Origin of the sequence: Catellatospora vulcania (genome assembly GCF_009720385.1) — a bacterium.
Classification (GTDB): Bacteria; Actinomycetota; Actinomycetes; order Mycobacteriales; family Micromonosporaceae; genus Catellatospora; species Catellatospora vulcania.
This window is the reverse complement of sequence record NZ_ML769301.1, coordinates 574,611-594,367: the sequence shown is the minus strand read 5'-3', so window position 1 is coordinate 594,367 and position 19,757 is coordinate 574,611. Positions and strand designations below refer to the sequence as shown.

The 19,757-nt window shown below is 70.9% G+C and carries 14 protein-coding genes; 5 read left to right on the top strand and 9 right to left on the bottom strand.

Annotated elements, in window-relative coordinates:
* Positions 1–110: 110 nt before the first annotated feature.
* The 3 genes from F6W97_RS02595 to F6W97_RS02585 all read right to left on the bottom strand — a co-directional run bounded on the left by F6W97_RS02595 (position 111) and on the right by F6W97_RS02585 (position 1,582).
* On the bottom strand, positions 111–674 hold the full coding sequence (locus F6W97_RS02595) for a GNAT family N-acetyltransferase (RefSeq protein WP_155368456.1): 564 nt from the start codon (positions 672–674) through the stop codon (positions 111–113).
* Positions 675–802: 128 nt separating this feature from the next.
* The gene (locus F6W97_RS02590; RefSeq protein WP_155368455.1) at positions 803–1,252 is read right to left on the bottom strand and encodes a helix-turn-helix domain-containing protein; all 450 of its coding nucleotides are present in this window, start codon (positions 1,250–1,252) and stop codon (positions 803–805) included.
* Positions 1,253–1,312: 60 nt separating this feature from the next.
* Complete coding sequence (locus F6W97_RS02585) at positions 1,313–1,582, bottom strand: hypothetical protein (protein ID WP_155368454.1); 270 nt, start codon at positions 1,580–1,582, stop codon at positions 1,313–1,315.
* Between the two features lie 307 nt (positions 1,583–1,889).
* Here F6W97_RS02585 and F6W97_RS02580 point away from each other — a divergent pair, with 307 nt between their 5' ends.
* Both F6W97_RS02580 and F6W97_RS02575 read left to right on the top strand, forming a co-directional pair.
* Entirely contained in the window at positions 1,890–2,459 is a 570-nt protein-coding gene (locus tag F6W97_RS02580) for a hemerythrin domain-containing protein (RefSeq protein WP_155368453.1), read from the top strand.
* On the top strand, positions 2,456–5,068 hold the full coding sequence (locus F6W97_RS02575) for a catalase (RefSeq protein WP_230686349.1): 2,613 nt from the start codon (positions 2,456–2,458) through the stop codon (positions 5,066–5,068). The genes F6W97_RS02580 and F6W97_RS02575 overlap by 4 nt, the downstream gene beginning before the upstream one ends.
* A gap of 50 nt (positions 5,069–5,118) precedes the next feature.
* On the opposite strand, the gene F6W97_RS02570 is transcribed toward F6W97_RS02575, so the two are convergent.
* Entirely contained in the window at positions 5,119–7,164 is a 2,046-nt protein-coding gene (locus F6W97_RS02570) for an amylo-alpha-1,6-glucosidase (RefSeq protein ID WP_155368452.1), read from the bottom strand.
* Positions 7,165–7,273: 109 nt separating this feature from the next.
* Here F6W97_RS02570 and argG point away from each other — a divergent pair, with 109 nt between their 5' ends.
* Complete coding sequence (gene argG / locus F6W97_RS02565) at positions 7,274–8,725, top strand: argininosuccinate synthase (RefSeq protein WP_155368451.1); 1,452 nt, start codon at positions 7,274–7,276, stop codon at positions 8,723–8,725.
* Between the two features lie 19 nt (positions 8,726–8,744).
* On the opposite strand, the gene F6W97_RS02560 is transcribed toward argG, so the two are convergent.
* The 3 genes from F6W97_RS02560 to F6W97_RS02550 form a co-directional block, all read right to left on the bottom strand.
* Entirely contained in the window at positions 8,745–8,999 is a 255-nt protein-coding gene (locus tag F6W97_RS02560) for a hypothetical protein (RefSeq protein ID WP_155368450.1), read from the bottom strand.
* A 157-nt stretch (positions 9,000–9,156) separates the two neighbouring features.
* Entirely contained in the window at positions 9,157–9,576 is a 420-nt protein-coding gene (locus F6W97_RS02555; RefSeq protein ID WP_155368449.1) for a DUF6086 family protein, read from the bottom strand.
* A 135-nt stretch (positions 9,577–9,711) separates the two neighbouring features.
* Positions 9,712–12,012, bottom strand: coding sequence for a HelD family protein (locus F6W97_RS02550; protein WP_230686348.1), 2,301 nt, complete (start codon positions 12,010–12,012; stop codon positions 9,712–9,714).
* A gap of 318 nt (positions 12,013–12,330) precedes the next feature.
* Between F6W97_RS02550 and F6W97_RS02545 the strand changes: the two genes are divergently transcribed.
* Entirely contained in the window at positions 12,331–12,843 is a 513-nt protein-coding gene (locus tag F6W97_RS02545; RefSeq protein WP_155368448.1) for a winged helix-turn-helix domain-containing protein, read from the top strand.
* A gap of 84 nt (positions 12,844–12,927) precedes the next feature.
* Here F6W97_RS02545 and F6W97_RS02540 read toward each other — a convergent pair whose 3' ends face one another.
* Positions 12,928–17,283, bottom strand: coding sequence for a S8 family serine peptidase (locus F6W97_RS02540; RefSeq protein ID WP_230686347.1), 4,356 nt, complete (start codon positions 17,281–17,283; stop codon positions 12,928–12,930).
* A 329-nt stretch (positions 17,284–17,612) separates the two neighbouring features.
* Between F6W97_RS02540 and F6W97_RS02535 the strand changes: the two genes are divergently transcribed.
* On the top strand, positions 17,613–18,140 hold the full coding sequence (locus F6W97_RS02535; protein WP_230686346.1) for a winged helix-turn-helix domain-containing protein: 528 nt from the start codon (positions 17,613–17,615) through the stop codon (positions 18,138–18,140).
* Between the two features lie 138 nt (positions 18,141–18,278).
* On the opposite strand, the gene F6W97_RS02530 is transcribed toward F6W97_RS02535, so the two are convergent.
* The gene (locus F6W97_RS02530) at positions 18,279–19,610 is read right to left on the bottom strand and encodes a YibE/F family protein (RefSeq protein ID WP_230686345.1); all 1,332 of its coding nucleotides are present in this window, start codon (positions 19,608–19,610) and stop codon (positions 18,279–18,281) included.
* Between the last annotated feature and the right edge of the window lie 147 nt (positions 19,611–19,757).

Sequence of the window (19,757 nt, the reverse complement as noted above, 5' to 3'; positions counted from 1 at the left end):
GACCTGCGCGGGCGTCAGCGGGTCGCCGAGCAGGGTGACTATCGTGTCGTTCAGGCCCTGACCGCTGGGCACCTGCTCGTCACCGTCGCAGCCCCACCGGACGGGGGACCTCAGCCCCCGGCCGGCGGCTGCCACTCCCGGGCCAGTACGGCGAAGACGAGCTGGTCGGCCCACTCTCCCCGGTACAGGTAGCTCTCGACGTGGCGCGCCTCCTGACGCATGCCGAGCCGGGTCATCATCCGGGCCGACGCCTCGTTGCCGCCGTGGCACCGCCCGTAGATCCGGTGCAGCCCGAACTCGCCGAACCCCCAGTCCAGCAGCGCCCGGGCGGCCTCGGTGGCCAGCCCGCGCCCGCCGTGGTCCGGGTGGAAGATGTAGCCGAGTTCGGCCGTGCGGTCCGCTTCGCTGCGCCATACCAGTTCCACGGTTCCGATCACCCCAGCGTCGGCGACGACGGCCAGGGTCAGCACGTCCCCCTCCACCCGCAGCGCGTCCTCGCCCGCCATGACCCCCACCGACCACCGCGACTGCTCCCGGGTACGCGGCCCGGGGCCGAGCGTCCAGCGCGCGACGTCGGGCCGGCCCTGCCAGGCGTACACGTCGTCGAGGTCGTCGAGGGTGATCGGGCGCAGGGTGAGCCGCTCGGTGCGCATCGGGTACACAGGCTGGGACATCACGTGATCCTAGGTGTCCCCCGCCTGCGACGGCCTCCTCTTTCGACGGCACGCTCCACCAGGCGGAGCGGACCGTCCCGCCGTCGACGCGGAGCATGTCCCCGCTGACGTATGCGCCGAGGTCGCGTTCAGGCGCGCACGGTCAGCACGGCGGTGTCGAGGATCCGGTGCCAGTCGGACTCACCCAGCGGCCGGACCGCCAGCGAACCCATGACCGCCATGGCGTGCAGCAGGCGTTCCCGCAGCGCCGTCGCCGGTGCGCCGGTGACCTCGGCCATTCGCGCCGCCTCGGCCGAGAAGCGCGCGGACCGCGAGAACTGCACGAGCGAGTCGGGCAGTGCGGCGGCCGGCTCGGGCACATCGCCCTCGACGAGCTCCACGATCAGGCTTGCGCCCAGCGCACCGGCGAGGCTGCCGACGGCGGACAGGGTCGGATTGCCCCGCCCGTTCTCCAGGTTGGCGATGCAGGGCACGGACAGCCCGGCATCCACGGCGACCGAGGCGATGGTGCGGCCCGCCGCCGTGCGCCGGTTGCGCAGCAGGGCGCCGAGATCGACGCGCCCGCGTCCTGACGGCAACCGGAACCCGTGCCCCGACGGGGGCGGCGACCACGACGGTCGCCGCCCCCCGTCGGCGTCTCAGCCCGCGGCGGCCTCGTCGCGCTTCGGCCGGGCGATGGCTGCGGGCACCTCGGCGTCCTCGTCGTCGGGCAGCACGGCAGCGGAGGTGACGGCCCCCTCACCCGAGGTGGCCTGCGAGGCGTCCTCGGCGAACTTGCCCGGAGGCTGGGCGAGGTCGTGCTGGACGTGCTCCACGCCCTCGGCGGACGGCTGGCCTGCCGGTCCACCGGAGCCGGAGCCGCCCTGGCCGGCGTCTCGCCGCGTGGTGTCGCTGTATTCCTGCGTCATGGCGCGGTCCCCTCATTCCGTGGCGGGTGTCCCTGCCTGCGCACCTCGCGCGGACGCGGGCCCGGTTCCCCGTCGGGTGGAGTTCCCCTTGCCCCGCGAGTCAAACCATCGGCAGCACGCGACCGGCGCTGGAGTTGGGGCTGGGCTGGGCATTAGGGGCTAATCGGGCATATCTGCGTTTGCCCAGCTCAACGTTGGGTACCTTGCATTCAGACTGGTCCAGGCAACTTCTCCGCAGCCCGGTTCACCGGGGCATCGGCCCGCTGACGGCGATGAAGCCCAGCCGTCGACCCGAACGGAGCATGCCATGACCACAGCCCGACAGGACGTCATCGACACCTTGCTCGGCCAGCATCAGCAGATCAAGCTGCTGTTCGCACAGGTCGAGTCCGCCACCGGCGAGCACAAACAGGAGCTGTTCACCGAACTCGTCGCCACCCTGGCGGTGCACGAGACCGTCGAACAGCAGCTGGTGCACCCGCTGGCAGAGCGGGAACTGCCCGACGGGGCGCAGGTGGTGCCGTCCCGGCTGGCCGAGGAGGACGAGGCGCGACAGGCGCTGTCGGACCTCTACGCCCAGGGCGTTGCGGACGCCGGTTTCGACGCCGCGCTCGCGGTCCTGCGTGACGCCGTGGCGGCCCACGCGGAGGCCGAGGAGGAGCTGGAGTTCCTGCGGCTGCGCGAGGTCACCGAGCCTGCCGAGCTGGCCCGGATGGCGGCGGTCATGCAGTCCGCGCAACTGCTGGCGCCGTCGGCCGCCCACCCGGACGTCGCCGACGGGCAGTCACAGCCGTTGCAGGGACCACCCGACGAGGTGTTCGACCGGGTTCGTGAGCTACTCGCCCGGACAGCAGGGGGAAACGAGGTGCGGTCGTGACGGCCAGGCAGCGCAAATCCACCGAGGGCGCGGCAACGAAGAAGACGGCGAAGACGGCCGCCGCGCCGAAGCCGGACACCGTGCAGAAGGCCACTGCCACGAAGGCCGTCCCGGCGAAGACGGCGGCCAAGCGCGCGGCTGCGCCGCCTCCCTCTCCGTCCGGCCCCACTGCGGCCAAGGTCGCGGGCTCGGCGAAGACGGCTCCTGCCGCGAAGACCGCCCCGGCGCGCCGGGCCACGGCCGAGAAGGCCGGTGCCCAGGTCGCCGCGGCCAAGGCCGGACCCGCCGTGCAAGCCGCCCCGGCCGAGAAGCTCGCCGCCAAGGCCGGGCCCGGGGCCAAGCCCGTCCCGCCGAAGAAGTCCGCCGCCGCGGCCGGGCCGAGGGCGAAGTCCGCCCCGGCCAAGAAGGCCGGGTCGCGGCTGGCCCCGGCCGCCGTCGCCGAAGCGCTCGCCCGCGCCGAACGCAACGCCGCCGCGTCGGCCGCACCGGGCGGCGACGCCAAGACGGCCCAGCTCGACGCCCACCGGCTGAACAAACTCGACACCGAGCTGACGACCGACCAGGGCATCCGCGTCGAGGACACCGACAACTGGCTGCGGGCCGGGCCGCGCGGTCCGGCCCTGCTGGAGGACTTCCACGGCCGCGAGAAGATCATGCGCTTCGACCACGAGCGCATCCCCGAGCGGGTGGTGCACGCCCGCGGCTCCGGGGCGCACGGCTACTTCCAGCCTTATGACGGTTCGCTGGCGCGGTACACCGCTGCCCGGTTCCTGACCGACCCGGGGACCCGTACGCCGGTGTTCGTGCGGTTCTCCACCGTGCAGGGCTCCCGCGGGTCGACCGACACCCCGCGCGACGTGCGCGGGTTCGCCGTGAAGTTCTACACCGACCAGGGCAACTACGACTTCGTCGGCAACAACATGCCGGTGTTCTTCATCCAGGACGGCATCAAGTTCCCCGACGTCGTCCACGCGGTCAAGCCCGAGCCGCACAACGAGATCCCGCAGGCCGCGTCGGCCCACGACACGTTCTGGGACTTCGTCACGCTGCAGCCCGAGACCATGCACCACGTGATCTGGCTGATGTCGGACCGGGCGCTGCCGCGCAGCTTCCGCACCATGCAGGGCTTCGGCGTGCACACGTTCCGGCTGGTGGCCGACGACGGCACCCGCACCTTCGTCAAGTTCCACTGGACGCCGCTGGCCGGCGTGCACTCGCTGGTCTGGGACGAGGCGCAGAAGATCTCCGGAAAGGACCCGGACTTCAACCGCCGCGACCTGTGGGAGTCGATCGAGGCAGGCGTCTACCCGGAGTACGAACTCGGCGTGCAGCTGATCGCCGAGAGCGACGAGTTCGCGTTCGACGACATCGACCTGCTGGACGCCACGAAGATCATCCCGGAGGAGGTCGTGCCGGTGATCCCGGTCGGGCGAATGGTCCTGGACCGCAACCCGGACAACTTCTTCGCCGAGACCGAGCAGGTCGCCTTCTGCCTGCAGAACGTCGTGCCGGGCATCGACTTCACCGACGATCCACTGCTGCAGTCGCGGCTGTTCTCCTACCTCGACACGCAGCTGACCCGGCTCGGCGGGCCGAACTTCGCGCAGATCCCGATCAACCGGCCGCTCGCGCCGGTGCGCAACCACCAGCAGGACGGCTTCCACCAGGACGACATCCCGCTGGGGCAGGCCAACTACCACCCGAACTCGCTGGGCGGCGGCTGCCCCGTGGTGCCGGGCGCCGGCGGTGGAGCGTTCGTGCACACGCCGGAACACGTCGACGGGATCAAGGAGCGCAAGCGCTCGGAGACCTTCTCCGACCATTACAGCCAGGCCACGCTGTTCTGGAACAGCATGGCCGCGTGGGAGAAGGAGCACATCGTCGCGGCGTACCGCTTCGAACTGGGCAAGGTCGAGCACCTGCACATCCGCGAGCGGATGGTCGAGCACCTCAACCAGATCGACCACCAGCTCGCCGTCGCGGTGGCCGCCGGGATCGGGGTGCCGTCCCCGGCCGCGGGACCGGCCAACCACGGCCGGATGTCTCCGGCGCTGAGCCAGGCGAGCCTGCCCGGCAGCACCGGGATCGTCGGCCGCAAGGTCGCGGTGCTGGTCGCGGACGGCGTCGACGCCGGGGTCGAAACCGTGCGTGACGCCCTCGTCCTGGACGGCGCGGTCGTGGAACTGCTCGGGCTGGTCGACGGGCCGGTGACCGCGTCGACGGGCGGTGCGCTGCAGGTGACCCGGGCGATGAACACCGTCGCCTCGGTGCTGTACGACGCCGTGGTCGTCGCCGACGGCGATGCGGCCGTGGACAAGCTGGTCAACGACGGCTGCGCGGTGCACTTCGTGGCCGAGGCGTACAAGCACGGCAAGGCGATCGGGGTGCTCGGGGTCGGCGACCGGCTCGTGCAGGCGGCACGGCTGCCGGTGTACGAGGCGTCGGACCGGGTCGCCGGACCGCCCAGCAAGCCCGCCGCCGGCGCGCTCGACGGGGTCGTCTTCCTCGCCCCCGGCAAGGTCGCCGACAACACGTTCCTGGCCGAGCTGTCGGCCGCGATCGCCGCGCACCGCCACTACGACCGCCCGGTCGACGGCATCGCCGCCTGAGCGGGATCGATCGGCCGCGGCTCCGTCAGGCGGGCCGCGGCCTGGCGGGATCAGATCTCGACGGTGTGCCGCCGACCGCGGACGAGCATGTGCTCCAGGCGCAGCGGCCCGTCGAACGCCGCGGGGCGCTGCGCCCACCGCAGCGTCCCGCCCTCCACGTCGAGGCCGAACAGGGTACGCAGCACCAGCAGCACCGACCCCGCCGACCAGGCCTGCGGCGAGGATGGTGTCGGGTACTCCACCGGCTTGTCGCCCTGGCGGTCGAAGCCCGCGAAGACCTCGGGCAGCCGGTAATCGAACGCGGCCGCCGCCTCCAGCAGCTTGACCGCGAGCTCGGCGGCCTGGTCGCGGTGTCCATAGCGGCGCAGGCCCTCCGCGATGATCGCGGTGTCGTGCGGCCAGACGGTGCCGTTGTGGTATTCGATCGGGTTGTAGCCGTGGTCGGCGCTGGACATGGTCCGGATACCCCAGCCGGAATGCATCCGTGGGCCGAGCAGCAGCGCGACGGTGGCCTCGGCGTGCTCGTCGTCGACGATGCCACTCCACAGCAGGTGGCCGATGTTCGAGGTGGCCGCGTCGACCTGGCGTTTGTCGCCGTCGAGGGCGAGCACGAAGTGGCCGCGTCCGGTGTGCCAGAAGTCGGTGTTGAACCGCTGCCGCAGCGCGTCGGCCTCCTTGTCCAGCTGCTCGGCGAAGTCGGGGTCGTGCCAGACCTCCCGGGCCAGGCGGGCGGTGCGGCGGCGCGCGTCGTAGGCATACCCCTGGATCTCGCAGGTGGCGATGGGCGGGTCGGCGACGCGGCCGTCGGCGAACATGATCGAGTTCCAGGAGTCCTTCCAGCACTGGTTGGCCAGGCCCTGCGGAGACCGGGTCCGGTACTCCAGATAACCGTCGCCGTCAGGGTCTGCCGGGCCCCGCATCCAGGCCACGGCGGCCCGCGCCGCCGGTTCCAGGCTGCGGACCAGCGCGGTGTCGGCGGTCCACCGCTCGTACTCGTCGAGCAGGATCAGGAACAGCAGGGTCGCGTCGTGCGTGCCGTAATAGGGGCTGTGCGGAGTGCGGCCGGTGACGGTGAGTTCGCCGTGCCGCAGTTCGTGCGGGATCTTGCCCGGATCGGCGTCCCGGAAATCGTCCACCTCCCTCGCCTGCACCGTGGCCAGCGCCTCCAGGGTGGTCCGGGCGAGCCGGGCGTGGAACGGCAGCGCCTGGTAGGCGGTGATGAGGCTGTCCCGGCCGAACAGGGCCATGAACCAGGGCGCGCCGGCGGCCGGCACCGAGTGCGCCGCGCCCGGCAACGGGCGGAACCGCAGCGCGGCCAGGTCGAGCAGGGCATGCCGGTAGGCGTGCCGGGCCGGGTCGAAGCTCGTGTGCAGCACCGGGGAGCTGTCCAGCCACTGCTGCATCGTCTGCGGCATGTCCGGTTCCAGTTGCCCGAACCCGCCGTGTCCCACCCGGAGCTTGTGCGCGCCCTGGTTGTCCGAGCAGATCACGTCGATGCAGGTGGTCCAGGTGCCGCGGGCGGGCAGCTTGACCGCCCACCGCATGCCGGTCGGCTGGAGGACGCCGGGCTCGGAGAAGGTGACCGAGGTCGCGCGGGTGAAGCCGCCGTTGCGGTATCCGAAGGTGATCGTGTCCGTGTCGACGGAGACGGTCACCTGCCTGGAGCCGATCTTCTGGTCCTTGACCTCGAAGACGTCGGCGAAGTCGGCATCCAGGGACAGTTCGAGGGCCAGCTCCAACTCCTCGTCGCTGTAGTTCTCGACGATCAGGTCCTCGTGCACGCCGGTCGCGACGATGCGGTCGCGCCGCACGGACACCGTCGGGTTGACGCCCACGCTCACGCTGGGCAGCGTCGCGTGGATGCGGGCCGAGTAGTACTGGGGCAGGTCGTAGCTGAGCAGGTGCAGTTCCGCGCCGTCGAGGGTCAGCCGCCACGACGACAGGTGCCGGGTGTCGGCGAAGTACAGGCCGTCCTCGGGTCCGTCGGTGTCGCCCAGCCCGTTCGTGGTGAAGAAGGTGCTCCCGTCGAGCAGCACCAGCCGTGCCTGCGACATCGCCACCACCAGCCGCTTCAAGGACTCGGGGTCTCCGCTCACAGGCTAGACCCAGGTCAGGCCCGACATGACCGATGCGCGACATGAGGCCCGCGACTCACTCCACCCAGCGACTTGCATAGTCATACGGCCGTGTGCATATACTTTGCAGGTGTCCAAGGTACTAACGTCCCTTCCTGTCGGTGATCACGTCGGAATCGCCTTTTCCGGCGGCCTCGACACCTCAGTAGCTGTCGCGTGGATGCGCGAAAAAGGTGCGATTCCGTGCACCTATACCGCAGACATCGGCCAATATGATGAACCGGACATCGCTTCGGTGCCCGGCCGCGCGCACGCCTACGGCGCGCAGGTCGCCCGGCTGGTCGACTGCCGCGCGGCGCTGGTCGAGGAAGGCCTCGCCGCCCTGGCCTGCGGCGCGTTCCACATCCGGTCCGGCGGCCGCGCCTACTTCAACACCACCCCGCTCGGCCGTGCCGTCACCGGCACCCTGCTGGTGCGGGCGATGCTGGAGGACGGCGTCGGCGTCTGGGGCGACGGCTCCACGTTCAAGGGCAACGACATCGAGCGGTTCTACCGCTACGGCCTGCTCGCCAACCCGTCCCTGCGGATCTACAAGCCGTGGCTGGACGCCCAGTTCGTCAGCGAGCTCGGCGGCCGCAAGGAGATGTCGGAGTGGCTGCTCGCCCGTGACCTGCCCTACCGCGACAGCACCGAGAAGGCGTACTCCACCGACGCCAACATCTGGGGCGCGACCCACGAGGCCAAGTCCCTCGAACGCCTCGACACCGGCATCGAGATCGTCGAGCCGATCATGGGCGTGCGGTTCTGGGACAGCACCGTGCAGATCGAGCCCGAGGACGTCACAATCGGCTTCCAGCAGGGCCGGCCGGTGACCATCAACGGCAAGGAGTTCGGCTCCCCCGTCGACCTGGTCCTGGAGGCCAACGCCATCGGCGGCCGGCACGGCATCGGCATGTCCGACCAGATCGAGAACCGGATCATCGAGGCCAAGAGCCGCGGCATCTACGAGGCGCCCGGCATGGCGCTGCTGCACGCCGCATACGAGCGCCTGGTCAACGCGATCCACAACGAGGACACCGTCGCCGCCTACCACAACGACGGCCGCCGCCTGGGCCGGCTGCTGTACGAGGGCCGCTGGCTCGACCCGCAGTCGCTGATGCTGCGCGAGGCCCTGCAGCGCTGGGTCGGCTCGGCGATCACCGGACAGGTCACGCTGCGGCTGCGGCGCGGCGAGGACTACTCGGTCCTCGACACGACCGGCCCCTCGCTCAGCTACCACCCGGACAAGCTGTCCATGGAGCGCACCGAGGACTCCGCGTTCGGCCCGGTCGACCGGATCGGCCAGCTGACCATGCGCAACCTCGACATCGCCGACTCGCGCGCCAAGCTGGAGCAGTACGCCCAGCTCGGCATCGTCGGCAGCGGCTCGCACCTGCAGGTGACCGCCGCAGTACAGCCCGGCCCGCACCAGCTCATCGGGGTGCTCCCCGAGGGCGGCGCCGACACGATCGCCTCCCGCGGACACGTGCACGGCGGAGACGAACTGCTCGACAACGCCGCCATGGAGTCCGGCACCGACTGACCCGCGGGAAGGGCACCTGCTAACGCCAAGCGTTGTAGAAGGTGCCCTTCCTACCGGATGCGGCCAGTGAGAACAGCAGCGCGACGCGCAGGTCGGTCTCGTCCTCGAACTCCTCAGGTCCGCGATCGCCGATCTCTGCGAGATCGCGGTCAACAATCGGCGAACTCCGCCCACGGCAGGCCACGAACATGCCGGCCAGGAACCCATGTCGCTGCGAAGCCCACAACTTCTGGGTTGTGGTTACCACCCAGAAGTTGTGGGCTTCAGTAGACACGTACTGCCCTGGCAGGGTTGTCGACAGGCACTACGCCACGCGCGGACATGGGCGACGATCGTCGCTGTACCCCGACATGATGCGGCGGCGGGTGTGTCGGTCGCAGGTCCGTAGGCGTGCTCCAGCGACGCCCAGGCGTTCTCGCCGACGGCCGCCGTCACCGCGCCATCGTCCGGTCGAGTTCGCGGGATCGGGCGAACAGTGCCACGATGTCACCGCTCACGTCGGGCCTCTCGGTCGTGCACGAGTGATCCCGCGGCTTCGCCACGACCGGCTCGGTCAGCGCGGGCACGGCAAGCCCGGCCCTTTCGGTCAGGACGACCGCCGTGGCGAGGAATCCCGAGATCAGGGTACGCAGCGCGGTGTGGGTCGAGCTGAGGTGGCAGCGCGCGAGCGCGTCGACGAATGCCATGAACTGCACGGGGTCCACCTGGTACTCGTCCTGCTCGGTGTCGTGCAGTCCGTGCGGGGTGTCCACGAGTTGCGCCATGACACCGGCGGTGCGGTAGAACAGTTGCCCGACTCTGCTGGCCGGGTTCCACAGATCCTGGTCGCCGATGCTGAAGTACTGACTCACCGCGACATGATCGCGCATGACGGCGATGTCGGCGGGCTTCCGCGGCGATCCCGTGGTCGCGTGCTGGCCGGCTCCACTCAAGCCGGGTGTCCGGAGGCGGCGAACGCCGCCAGCGCCGGATGCTCGATGTGGCGGCTACCCGGCGGCGGCTGCCAGGACGGCGGGCAGCGGCTGGTGGTGCAGGACTTCCAGGCGGGCGACCGCGCGGGTCAGCACGACGTACAGCCGCTGCTGCCCACGGGATTCGGCGGCCACGATCTCGGCCGGCTCCACGACGATCACATGGTCGTACTCGAGCCCCTTGACCAGGCCCGCGGGCACCACCGTGACGTGGGGCGCGTCGACGGCCGACACGATCGCCCCGCTCATGTGATCGGCCACGACGACGGCGACACTGCCCTCCCCCGGCGCGGCCCGCGCGGCGTCGCGCACGGCCGCGGCAAGGTCGTCGACCTGCCGCACCGACAGCTCGCCGCCCGGCCGGTACGACTGGGTCGGCTCGATGCCCGGGGCCAGCACCCGTGCCGCGTAGTCCGCGAGCACCTGCGGCACCCGGTAACCGGTGCGCAGGTCGAGCATCCGGGCGTCGCGGCGGTCGAGCCGGGCCAGCAGTTCCTGCCACGTCGGGGCGGCCAGTGGATGGGTCGCCTGGCCGAGGTCGCCCACGATCGTCATCGAGGCGTACGCCGCCCGCCGCCCGATCATCCGGCACTCCATCGGGGACAGGTCCTGGGACTCGTCGAGGATCACGTGGGCGTAGTCGTCCCAGGTGGCCGGCTCGTCGTCGGGTTCGGCTACAGGCAGCGGCTCGGCGAGCACCGGCACGTAGCCGTCTTCGCCGTAGGGGTCGAAGCCGTCGATCCAGCTGACGACCTGGTGGCCTTCGCGCAGGATGATCGCCGCGGCCCAGCGCTGTGCCTGGGCGCTCGCGTCATTGTCGATGCTCTGCCCGGCGACCGCCATCGGGGTGGGCAGTCCGGGCGCGTACAGGCTCCAGCCGTCGTGCAGCCCGCAGCTGAGCACGAAGGTGTCGACCAGCTGCGGGCCCATGGTCAGTTCCCGCAGCCGCGCGGGCTCGACCTGAGCCTTGGGAGCGGCGGGCGGCTCGCCGAGCAGCTCGTCGAGTTCGTCAAGCAGCGGCACGTCGTCCACGGACCAGTCGGTGCGACCGTGGTAGGACGCGGCGAGGGCCTCGGCCGCCTCGTCGCCGAGCACGCCGCGGACCCGGTGGGCGTCGCCGAGCCAGGCCAGCACGTCGGCCGGGGTCAGCCGGGGCCACCAGGCCGCGAGGAAGCGCCGGAACTCGGGGCGGTCGCCGACGTCCTCGACAAACAGCTCGCGTTCCAGGTGCTCGCCGTCGACCGCTGCCCACAGCGCCTCCAGCAGCGCCTTCGCGGCCAGAGGCCGGCCGGAGTTGGGCAGCGTGCCCGACGCCGCCGCGCGGGTGCGCACCACCTCGCGGACGGCCCGCAGCTCGGCGTGCCCCAGCTTGATGACCTGGCCTGCGTACACCAGTTTCAAATGGTCCGGTGCGGTCGGCGGTGCCTGCCAGATCAGCTCGGCCAGGGCGGCGTCCATGAGGAGGGTGCTGCCCTTGATCTCGGCGACCGGCGCGGGGTCGCGGCGGGTCGCGGTCACGCCGTCGACGAGTTCGCCGATGGCGCGCAGGTGGATGCTGTCCTCGCCGAGGGCGGGCAGCACCCGGCTGATGTAGTTGGTGAACACCGTGGACGGGCCGACGACCAGGACCCGCCCGTCGGCGAACCGGCCCCGGTCGGTGTAGAGCAGGTACGCGGCGCGGTGCAGGGCGACCTGCGTCTTGCCGGTGCCCGGACCGCCGGTGATGAGGGTGACACCGCGGGCGGGGGCCCGGATCGCCTCGTCCTGTTCGCGCTGGATGGTGGTGACGATGTCGCGCATCTGCGGGCCGCGGGCGCGCTGCAGCGCCGCGAGCAGCGAGCCTTCGCCCAGTACGCGCAGGTCTCCGGCGTCGTCGGGGGTCAGCAGGTCGTCGTCGAGGTCGACGACCTCGCGGCCGCGGCTGATGATGACGCGGCGGCGCACGACGCCGAGCGGTTCGCCGGGCGTGGCCCGGTAGAAGGCCGCCGCGGCGGGGGCCCGCCAGTCGATGAGCAGCGGTTCGCGGTCCTCGTCGCGTACGCCGAGCCGCCCGATGTGGTAGGTCTCGCCGTCGTCGAGGTCGAGCCGCCCGAACACGAGTCCTTCGGCTTCGGCGTCCAGCGAGCGCAGTTTCCCGGCCGCGTGGTGGACCATCGCGTCGCGTTCCACGAGTCCGCCGGCGGGTCCGGCGGCGGCGCGGCCGTGGCCCTCCTTGGCCAGCTGTTGGGCCTGGGTGCGCATGGTGTCGGTCCGGTCGTAGACGCGGTCGACGACCTGCTGCTCGCTGGCGATCTCCTGCGTTCTTGCGTCAGGCACAAAGCTCCCCGGTGAGTGGCGAATGGGGTGGAGTCACGAGCTTATGTGCGACTCAGCGCACAAAGATCGTCATTCGGGCCGATTCGACGTGGGGGGACGGTCCGTTAGAATGGAACTGCGGGAGGGACAAGCGAGGAGCTTGGCACACCTCCCGTCGCCGTATCCGGTGTGTTCGACCCGGACATCAGGCACTCATCGCCACCGATATTTACCCCCATCGAGACCCGTCGTCGGTTAGGGTCGGGGCACCTATTGCGGATCTTTCGGTCGGCAGCGCGGAAACCCCCTGGAACCAGCGGGGAGCGGGAAGGTGGGCAGATGCGGGGAATTCCGGTCTCCTCCCTGGTCATCGGCATCGCATCCTCGCCTGCCGAGCGGCGGCACCTGGCGGGTCTGCTCGGCGGGAGCGCCGCCCTGCTGATCGTCTCCAGCGTCGACCAGGCCCGGGAGTTCCTCGGCGTGCCCCGTGCACCGGCGCCCGCGGCCGCTCCCCCGGTCCAGGCCGCAGCCGCCCGGCATGCCGAGCATCCGCCTGCCGTGCCACCGGCCGATCTGGGTGTCGACTCCGACCGCCGGGTGCTGCGCTGGCGCGACCGGGAGATCGGGCTGACCCGCTTGGAGCACGACTTCCTGCTCTGCCTGACCGAGGTCCCCGGCCAGGTCTGGACCTACGAGCGGCTGCACCTGGAGGTGTGGGGCAACAAGCACCTCGGCCGCGGCTCCGACATGCACTCCGTGGTACGCCGGGTGCGCCGCAAACTCGCCCGCCTCAACGCCTCGGTGACCGTGCACGCGGTCCGTGGGGTCGGTTTCCGCCTCGCCCCGGTCTGACCGCCCCGGGCGGCACGCCGCCGGACATGGCCCGGCCCGCCCGGTCGAAGGACCAGGCGGGCCGGATCGGCTAACGGTCAGCCGTCAACACTTGATGGGAGACAACACGAAGTCCTCCACCGTGGGTGTGCTGGTGTTGATCCTCGTCTGACGGGTCTGCGGCTTCCAGCCGTCCTTGGCGACGATCAACTGCAGCGGGTTGTTGCGGCGGTCCATCCAGTAGGCGTACTTGCCCTGGGCGTCGGTGGCGAAGGTCCACGAGTTCGCCCACGAGTCCACCTGGACCACCGCGCCGACGATCGGCGAGCCCACGCCCTGGCAGCTGGTACCGGTGACGGTGCCCAGCAGCTTGCCCCAGGTCTTCGGCGGCGTCACGTTCATCGTGACGTCCACCGGAGCCACCGTGTACGGCGTGTTCTCCTTGATCCCGACCGAGGCGGTGTACTTGCCCGGCTGGTCGACGTTCGCCGTCATGGTGACGGTGACGGTGACCTTCGCACCGGGTGCCAGCGTGACGGCGGTCTTGTCGATCGTCAGCCAGCTGACGTCGGCGGCCGCATCGGCACAGCCCTCAAGACCCGGCAGGACCTCGCTGTCCGGCGTCGCGCTGAAGTTGCCCGACGAACCGCCGATCTTGTAGAAGCCGCACGCCGCGCCGCCGCGGTACCGGGCGGTGTTGGCGTTGGGCAGGTTGGACCAGGAGCCGGTCGCCGGGTCGTAGGCGAAGCCGGCGTTGGTGATGGCCCCGCCCTGCGACCCGCCGACGACGAGCAGCCTGCCGCTCGCGACGGCGAACGAGCTGGCCCAGCTGTCGACGGGCGCGTCCGCGATGGGCGTCCAGGTGTCGGTGCCCGGGTCGTAGGAGTAGCTCGCCTTCTGGGCTGCGGAGCCGTCGTTGCCGCCGGTGCAGTAGATCGTGCCGTCGATGCCGCCGCAGGAGGCGAAGGCCACCGACTTCGGGTAGTCGGCGACGGCCGCCCAGGTGTCGGTGGCGGGGTCGTAGCGGACCACGTCGTTCGACATCGGGGTACAGGCGGAGGTGGTGCAGCCGCCGATGGCGTAGAACTTGCCGTCGGCGACGGCCTGCCCGGCCGCGGAGCGCGGTGCGGGGTTGTCGGCCTTCTCCGTCCAGGTGTTGGCCGCCGGGTCGTAGGACCAGGTGGTGCCGTCCGGGCCGGAGTCGCCCCAGCCGCCGGTCGCGATGATCTTCCCGCCGACGACGCCCACTGCCATGGCGTTGCGGGCTCCGGGCAGATCGGCGATCGCCGTCCAGGTCTGGGCGATCGGGTCGTAGACGAAGTTCTTCGTCGTGGAGTCCGACCCGTCACTGCCCGCGATGGAGTAGACCTTGCCGTCGAGGGTCACCACCCGGTTGTCCATCACGTTGGCCGGGTAGTCGGCGATGTCCGTCCAGGGGTCGGCCTGCGGGCCGACCGCGGGCGAGACCGCGTTGGGCGACTTGCCCGACGACTTCTTCGCCAGCGACGTCGGCACGTTCAGCCGCTGCTCCGGTGCGCCGGCACCGCCGAGGACCTGCTGCTTGGTCGTCCGCGAGCCGTCGGCCCGCAGCAGCTCGAAGCCGCCCTCACGCTCACTGAACTCGACCTCGACCGGTGCCCCGCCGGTGTTGGTCACGGTGAACGTCTTGGTCGCCTTGCCGGTGGGCATGAGGACCGTGGCGCTCAGCGCGGCCGGAGCCACCTTGAGCCGGCCCGCCGCGAGCTGGAACGTCGCCGCGGTCGCCCAGTCGGCCTGGACCGTGACGGACTTGCTCAGGCTGACGTAGTTGCCGGCCCGCGCGGTGAACGGGTGCGCGCCGGTCAGCGACGAGTAGAGCCAGTAGAAGCCGTCGGGCAGTTCCGGGTCGTCCGGGGTCGCCACCGTGGTGGCCTTCTCGGCCGGCCGGTCGTCGCTGGTGACGGTCGCCCCGTTGACGTAGCTGCTGTCGTTCTTGTCACGGACGTGCCCGACCACCAGGCCGCCGCCGACCGGCGCGCAGGTCACCTGGCTGCCGATCAGCACGTTGTCGACCTCCCACCACCACTCGTACGACGCGTCGTAGTAGTGGAAGCGGACCTGGACCTGTGCCTGTCCGGCGGCCTGCGGGATCGGGATCTCGGTCGTGCGCGGCCCGCGGAAGTCCGCCGCCTGCCGGAGCACGTTGGTCCACGTGGCGCCGCCGTCGAGGCTGAGGTCGACGTCGGCCCGGTCCGAGCCCAGCTGGTTGAAGTCCTGGTTGAACCGGATGACCGGCGCTGTGACGGCCGTCAGGTTCACCACCGGGCTGACCAGCGAGGTGTCCTGCTTCCCGCCGAGCCCGTAGTCGTCACTGTCGATCATCGCGAAGTTGCCGCTGCCGCCGGTGAGGTTGCCGCGGCCGCCGTCGTCGGTGAACTTCCAGACCTGGCCGGTTCCCGCGATGTCCACCACGGACCAGCCCGGCGGCACGGTCGTGCCGTCGAAGGTCTCGTACTCCCCGTCCGAGCCGTAGCCGTAGCCGGGTGCCGTCGTGCACTTGGCGGGGTCCACCGGCACGGCGACGTTCGCGACGGTGTTGCCCGTCCCGACCACGACCTCCTTGGTGACGGTCTGGTAGCCCGGATACTGCGGCTCGACCTTCAGGGTGTACGTCGCCCCGGCCGGCAGCCGCAGGCTGTAGCGGCCGTTGACCGGAGTGGTGTGGTCGTAGACGCCCGACGGGCCCTCCACGGTGACCTTCGCGTACAGCGGCCAGCCGTGGCCGGAGCCGTCGGTGACCGAGCCGGTGACGTCGACGCTGGGCACCGGGCTCAGCGCGACGTCGACGGTCGTGGTCGCGCCGTCGGTGACGGTCGCCGACCGCGTGACGCCGGTGTAGCCGAACAGCGCCACCGCGACCTGGTAGTCGCCGACCGGCAGCAGGGTGGAGAACCTGCCGTCGGCGCCGGTGGTCACTTCACGCCCGATCGCGCCGGTGACGGTCACCGTCGCGCCGGCCAGCGGGCTGCCGGTGGCCGCGTCGGTGACGGTGCCGGCCAGGGTGCCGGTGTCGCCGATCGGCGCGGAGTTGAGCAGCACGAGAGCGTCCAGCCGGCCTTCGCCGTAGACGTTGTTGTCGGCGGCGGTGCCGCCGCACTGGGCGTCGGCCTTGTCGATCGCCGCGCCGTTGAGCAGCGCGCGGGTCGCGTCGATGTCGCCGACCAGCGCCGGGGCCGCCGACCACAGCAGCGCGATCGCGCCGGCAAGGTGCGGCGCGGCCATCGAGGTGCCGCTGAAGCTGGCGTACCCGTCACCCGGCACGCTCGAGCGCACATTCACGCCCGGCGCGGAGATGTTCGGCTTGATCTCGCCGTTCTGCCCGACACCCCGGGACGAGAACCCGGCGATGTTGTTGTTGACGTCGTACGCGCCGGTCGAGTAGTTGCTGACCAGGCTGCCCGGCGAGCCGCTGGTCTGGCAGCCGGAACCGTTGTTGCCGTTGGACCAGGTCCCGAAGATGCCCGACGCGGTCCAGGCCAGCGTCACGTCCTCCATGAACGGGTCGTTGGAGGGCAGCTCGGTGCCCCACGAGTTGTTGATGATGTTCGGCCGCTTGGCGGCGTTCGGGTTCTGGCCGTCGAGGTCCGTGGGCTCCAGCATCCACTCGCCCGAGGTGATCAGGGCGGCGTCGCTGGGGCAGCAGCCGTTGGCCGCGATCCACTTGACCCCGGGGGCGACACCGATCTGGTTCGCGCCGTCGGAACCGGCCATCGTGCCCATGGTGTGCGTGCCGTGGCCGTCGTCGTCACAGGGCGCAGCCGCACAGGTGTCGGCCGCGTTGAACCAGTTGTAGTCGTGGTCGAACGTGCCGTCGCCGTTGTTGCCGCGGTAGGAGGCCACCAGCGCCGGGTGGTCGAACTGGACGCCGGTGTCGATGTTGGCGATGGTGATGCCCTCGCCCTTGACGCCGTACTGGGACCAGACGTCGTCGGCGTTGATGTTCGCGATGCCCCACTCGAGGGCGTTCACCGTCTGCTCGTCGGCGCCCTTGACGGTCTCCGGCACCTTGTAGACGATCGGGGCGTAAAGGCCTTCGACCTCGGCGTGCGCGGCGTACTTCTGCGCCATGGCCAGCGAGCCGCTGCTCACCTTGATGGCGTTGGTCGCCCAGAAGGTCTGGTACTTCACGCCCGCGCTGTCGAGGTCGGCGCGGACCTTCGCCTGGCTCTCGGCGGCGGTCTTGCGCAGGGCCTGGGCGACCGCGGTGCCGCGCTGTGCCCAGTCCTTGACGGCTTTGGCCTTGCTGAGATCGGCCCGGTCGGTGAACCGGATCCAGAAGTCTCCCTGGTTGTTCTTGGCCTGGAACTGCTTGGCGAGTTCCGGCCGGATCTTGTCGCCGACCGCGGCCTGCGCCGCCTGCGCGGCCGATCCGCTGCCGACCAGCCCCGTCACGGCGAGGATCATCGCCGCTCCGGCGCTCACCACTGATCTGGTGCTGCGCCATCTCCATTGTGGACGTCTGAACATCGGTGCTGCCTCCCTCAGAACGACCCCGAGTCAACGAGCCAAAGTGAGGGTGCGGGGGAATTCCGGCACGATGGATCCGAACCGGCGACCCCCCTCTGTGACACCCCCATACACCGCGCGGGTCACGCCGGTTGCCCGGTTGGACACTATGATCGAGCAGAAAGGACGATCAATAACTTGACGTGAGCAACTTGTCGCTAACGGTTGCCAGGTAAGCGGCATGCTTGCCCATCACTGTCAGGACCATGACGAGAGCTGGGCGGCAAGCCCTTCCATCCCGGGCGGTGACGGTGACCGAGGACGAACGCACTTCAACGAGGTCCACATCGGACGACAGCTCGTTTCCGCTGCTGATAGCGGTCGCGCCGTCACCGGCCGAACGCATCCGGCTGGCCGAGCGCCTCGACGGCATCGCACCGCTGCTGCTGGTGGCCGACCTCGACGAGCTGCGCCGGCTGATCGCGGCTCCCCAGCAGCGCGCCGAGACCGCGCCGGCGGGCGACAACGCCCTGGTCATCGACGCGGCCCGGGCCACGGCCCGCTGCCGCAACCGCGAGATCGACCTGACCCGGCTGGAGCTCGACCTGCTGACCTGCCTGACCACCGAGCCGGTGCGGATCTGGAGCTACGCCGAGTTGCACCGTTCGGTGTGGCGCGACGAAGGGCTGGAGCGCAAGGCCGACGTGCAGTCCGTGGTCAAGCGGCTGCGGCACAAGCTGCGCCAGCTCGGCACCGGCGCCACCATCGACGCGGTGCGGGGCGTCGGGCTGCGGCTGACCGACCGCCGGCAGCCGCGGATCGGGCGTGCCTGATTGCTGCCTGAAACAGGCAACGGGCTGCCTCATGCGAGCCAGTCGCTCCGCTGACCGCGTGGCGATCGACGCGTCCGAATGCCGACACGTTCCCGAGCCGGGCAACGGATTCCCGCGGAGACCGGGTGTCCGGCCCCGTCAGCCGTGGTCGTGCCGGGCCGGTGCGGGATGCCGGCGGGAGTCCTCCTCCGGCGGCAGGCCCCAGGCCTGTTCGAGCGCGTCGGACTGGCGCGGACGCGACCGGCGGGGCGCCGGGACCTTCGGCGCGTTCCCGTGGCTGACCAGGGCCGCCAGCGCGGTGGTGATCGGCACGGCGGAGATCAGCCCGATGGTGCCGACCACCGAGCGCACGATCTCCTGCGCCAGGAACTCGTTGGTCAGCATCTCCCCCAACGGTGCGCCGCCCGCGGTGAGCAGCAGCAGCGTGGGCAGCGACGCGCCGGCGTACGCCAGCACGATGGTGTTGATGACCGAGGTGATGTGCGCCCGCCCCACCCGCGACGCGGCCCGGTACAGGCCGGTGAAGCCCAGGTTCGGGTTGGCGTCGGCGAGTTCGGCCACGGTGTAGGCCTGGGTGACGGTGACGTCGTCGAGCACGCCGAGCGCGCCGATCAGGATGCCCGCCAGCAGCAGGCCGGGCATGTTGATGTCGGCGTTGACGAACGTGACGTACATCGACTCCTCGCTGGCCATGCCGGTCAGGTGCAGCAGCGACACCGACAGCGCCGACAGGCCGCCGGTCAGGGCGAGGGCGGTCAGCGTGCCCAGCACGGCCATCGAGGTGGGCGCGTTGAAACCGTGGGTCATGTAGAGCACCACCAGCATGATCGCGGCTGAGCCGACGATGGCGACCAGCAGCGGCGAGCTGCCCTGAAGGATCGCGGGGACCACGAACATCAGCAGGACGGCGAAGGTGAACCCGAGCCCCGCCAGCGCCGACACGCCGCGCCAGCGGCCGAACGCGATCACCGCGCCGACGAACGCCAGCACCAGCGCCCACAGCCCGTCGGTGCGGTCGTGGTCGACGATGTCGTACTTGATCACGCCCTCCTGGTCGAAGGACTCGGTCTCCATGACGATGACCTGGTCGCCGTCGGCGACCGTCGGCGCGCCCGGCCCGGAGGGGATCGAGGTGGTGACTACCTTGCCGTCGGTCAGCCGTACGACGACCTCTCCGCATACCGGCGGCTCGGTCTGCTCGGGGGTCTGCACCGGCGGCTCGCCCGCGTCGGCGCAGTCCATGACGTGTACCGAGGCCACGACGCCGTCGTGGTTGACCGACCCCGTCCACGGCTCGGTCTTGAGGTCGCCGGGCCAGAGCAGGAACAGGCCGACCAGGGTGAGCACGGCGGCGGGGATCAGCGCGCCCAGCGTCAGCCGGGTGGCGCGACGGGACACCGGGACCGGGCCGTGGGCATGGGAGTGCCCGGCGTGCTCGTCGGCGGGGTCGAGGTCGTGTGATCGGCTCACCGGATGCTCCTCGGCGGTGGTCGACGCCACGGCACCCCGGGGCAAGGGGCAGTGGAGTCGCTGTCAGCGTCCGGCGAAGTGTAGTAGCAGCTCGGGCCGTCCCCGGCGCTGAGGCGAGCACGTCACGCACGGTCGCCCGGCAGGCTG

Excerpts from the sequence above, each read along its gene's own strand:
- F6W97_RS02595 (WP_155368456.1), bottom strand. The coding sequence starts at position 674 with ATGTCCCAGCCTGTGTACCCGATGCGCACCGAGCGGCTCACCCTGCGC.
- F6W97_RS02585 (WP_155368454.1), bottom strand. The coding sequence starts at position 1,582 with ATGACGCAGGAATACAGCGACACCACGCGGCGAGACGCCGGCCAGGGC.
- F6W97_RS02580 (WP_155368453.1), top strand. The coding sequence starts at position 1,890 with ATGACCACAGCCCGACAGGACGTCATCGACACCTTGCTCGGCCAGCAT.
- F6W97_RS02545 (WP_155368448.1), top strand. The coding sequence starts at position 12,331 with ATGCGGGGAATTCCGGTCTCCTCCCTGGTCATCGGCATCGCATCCTCG.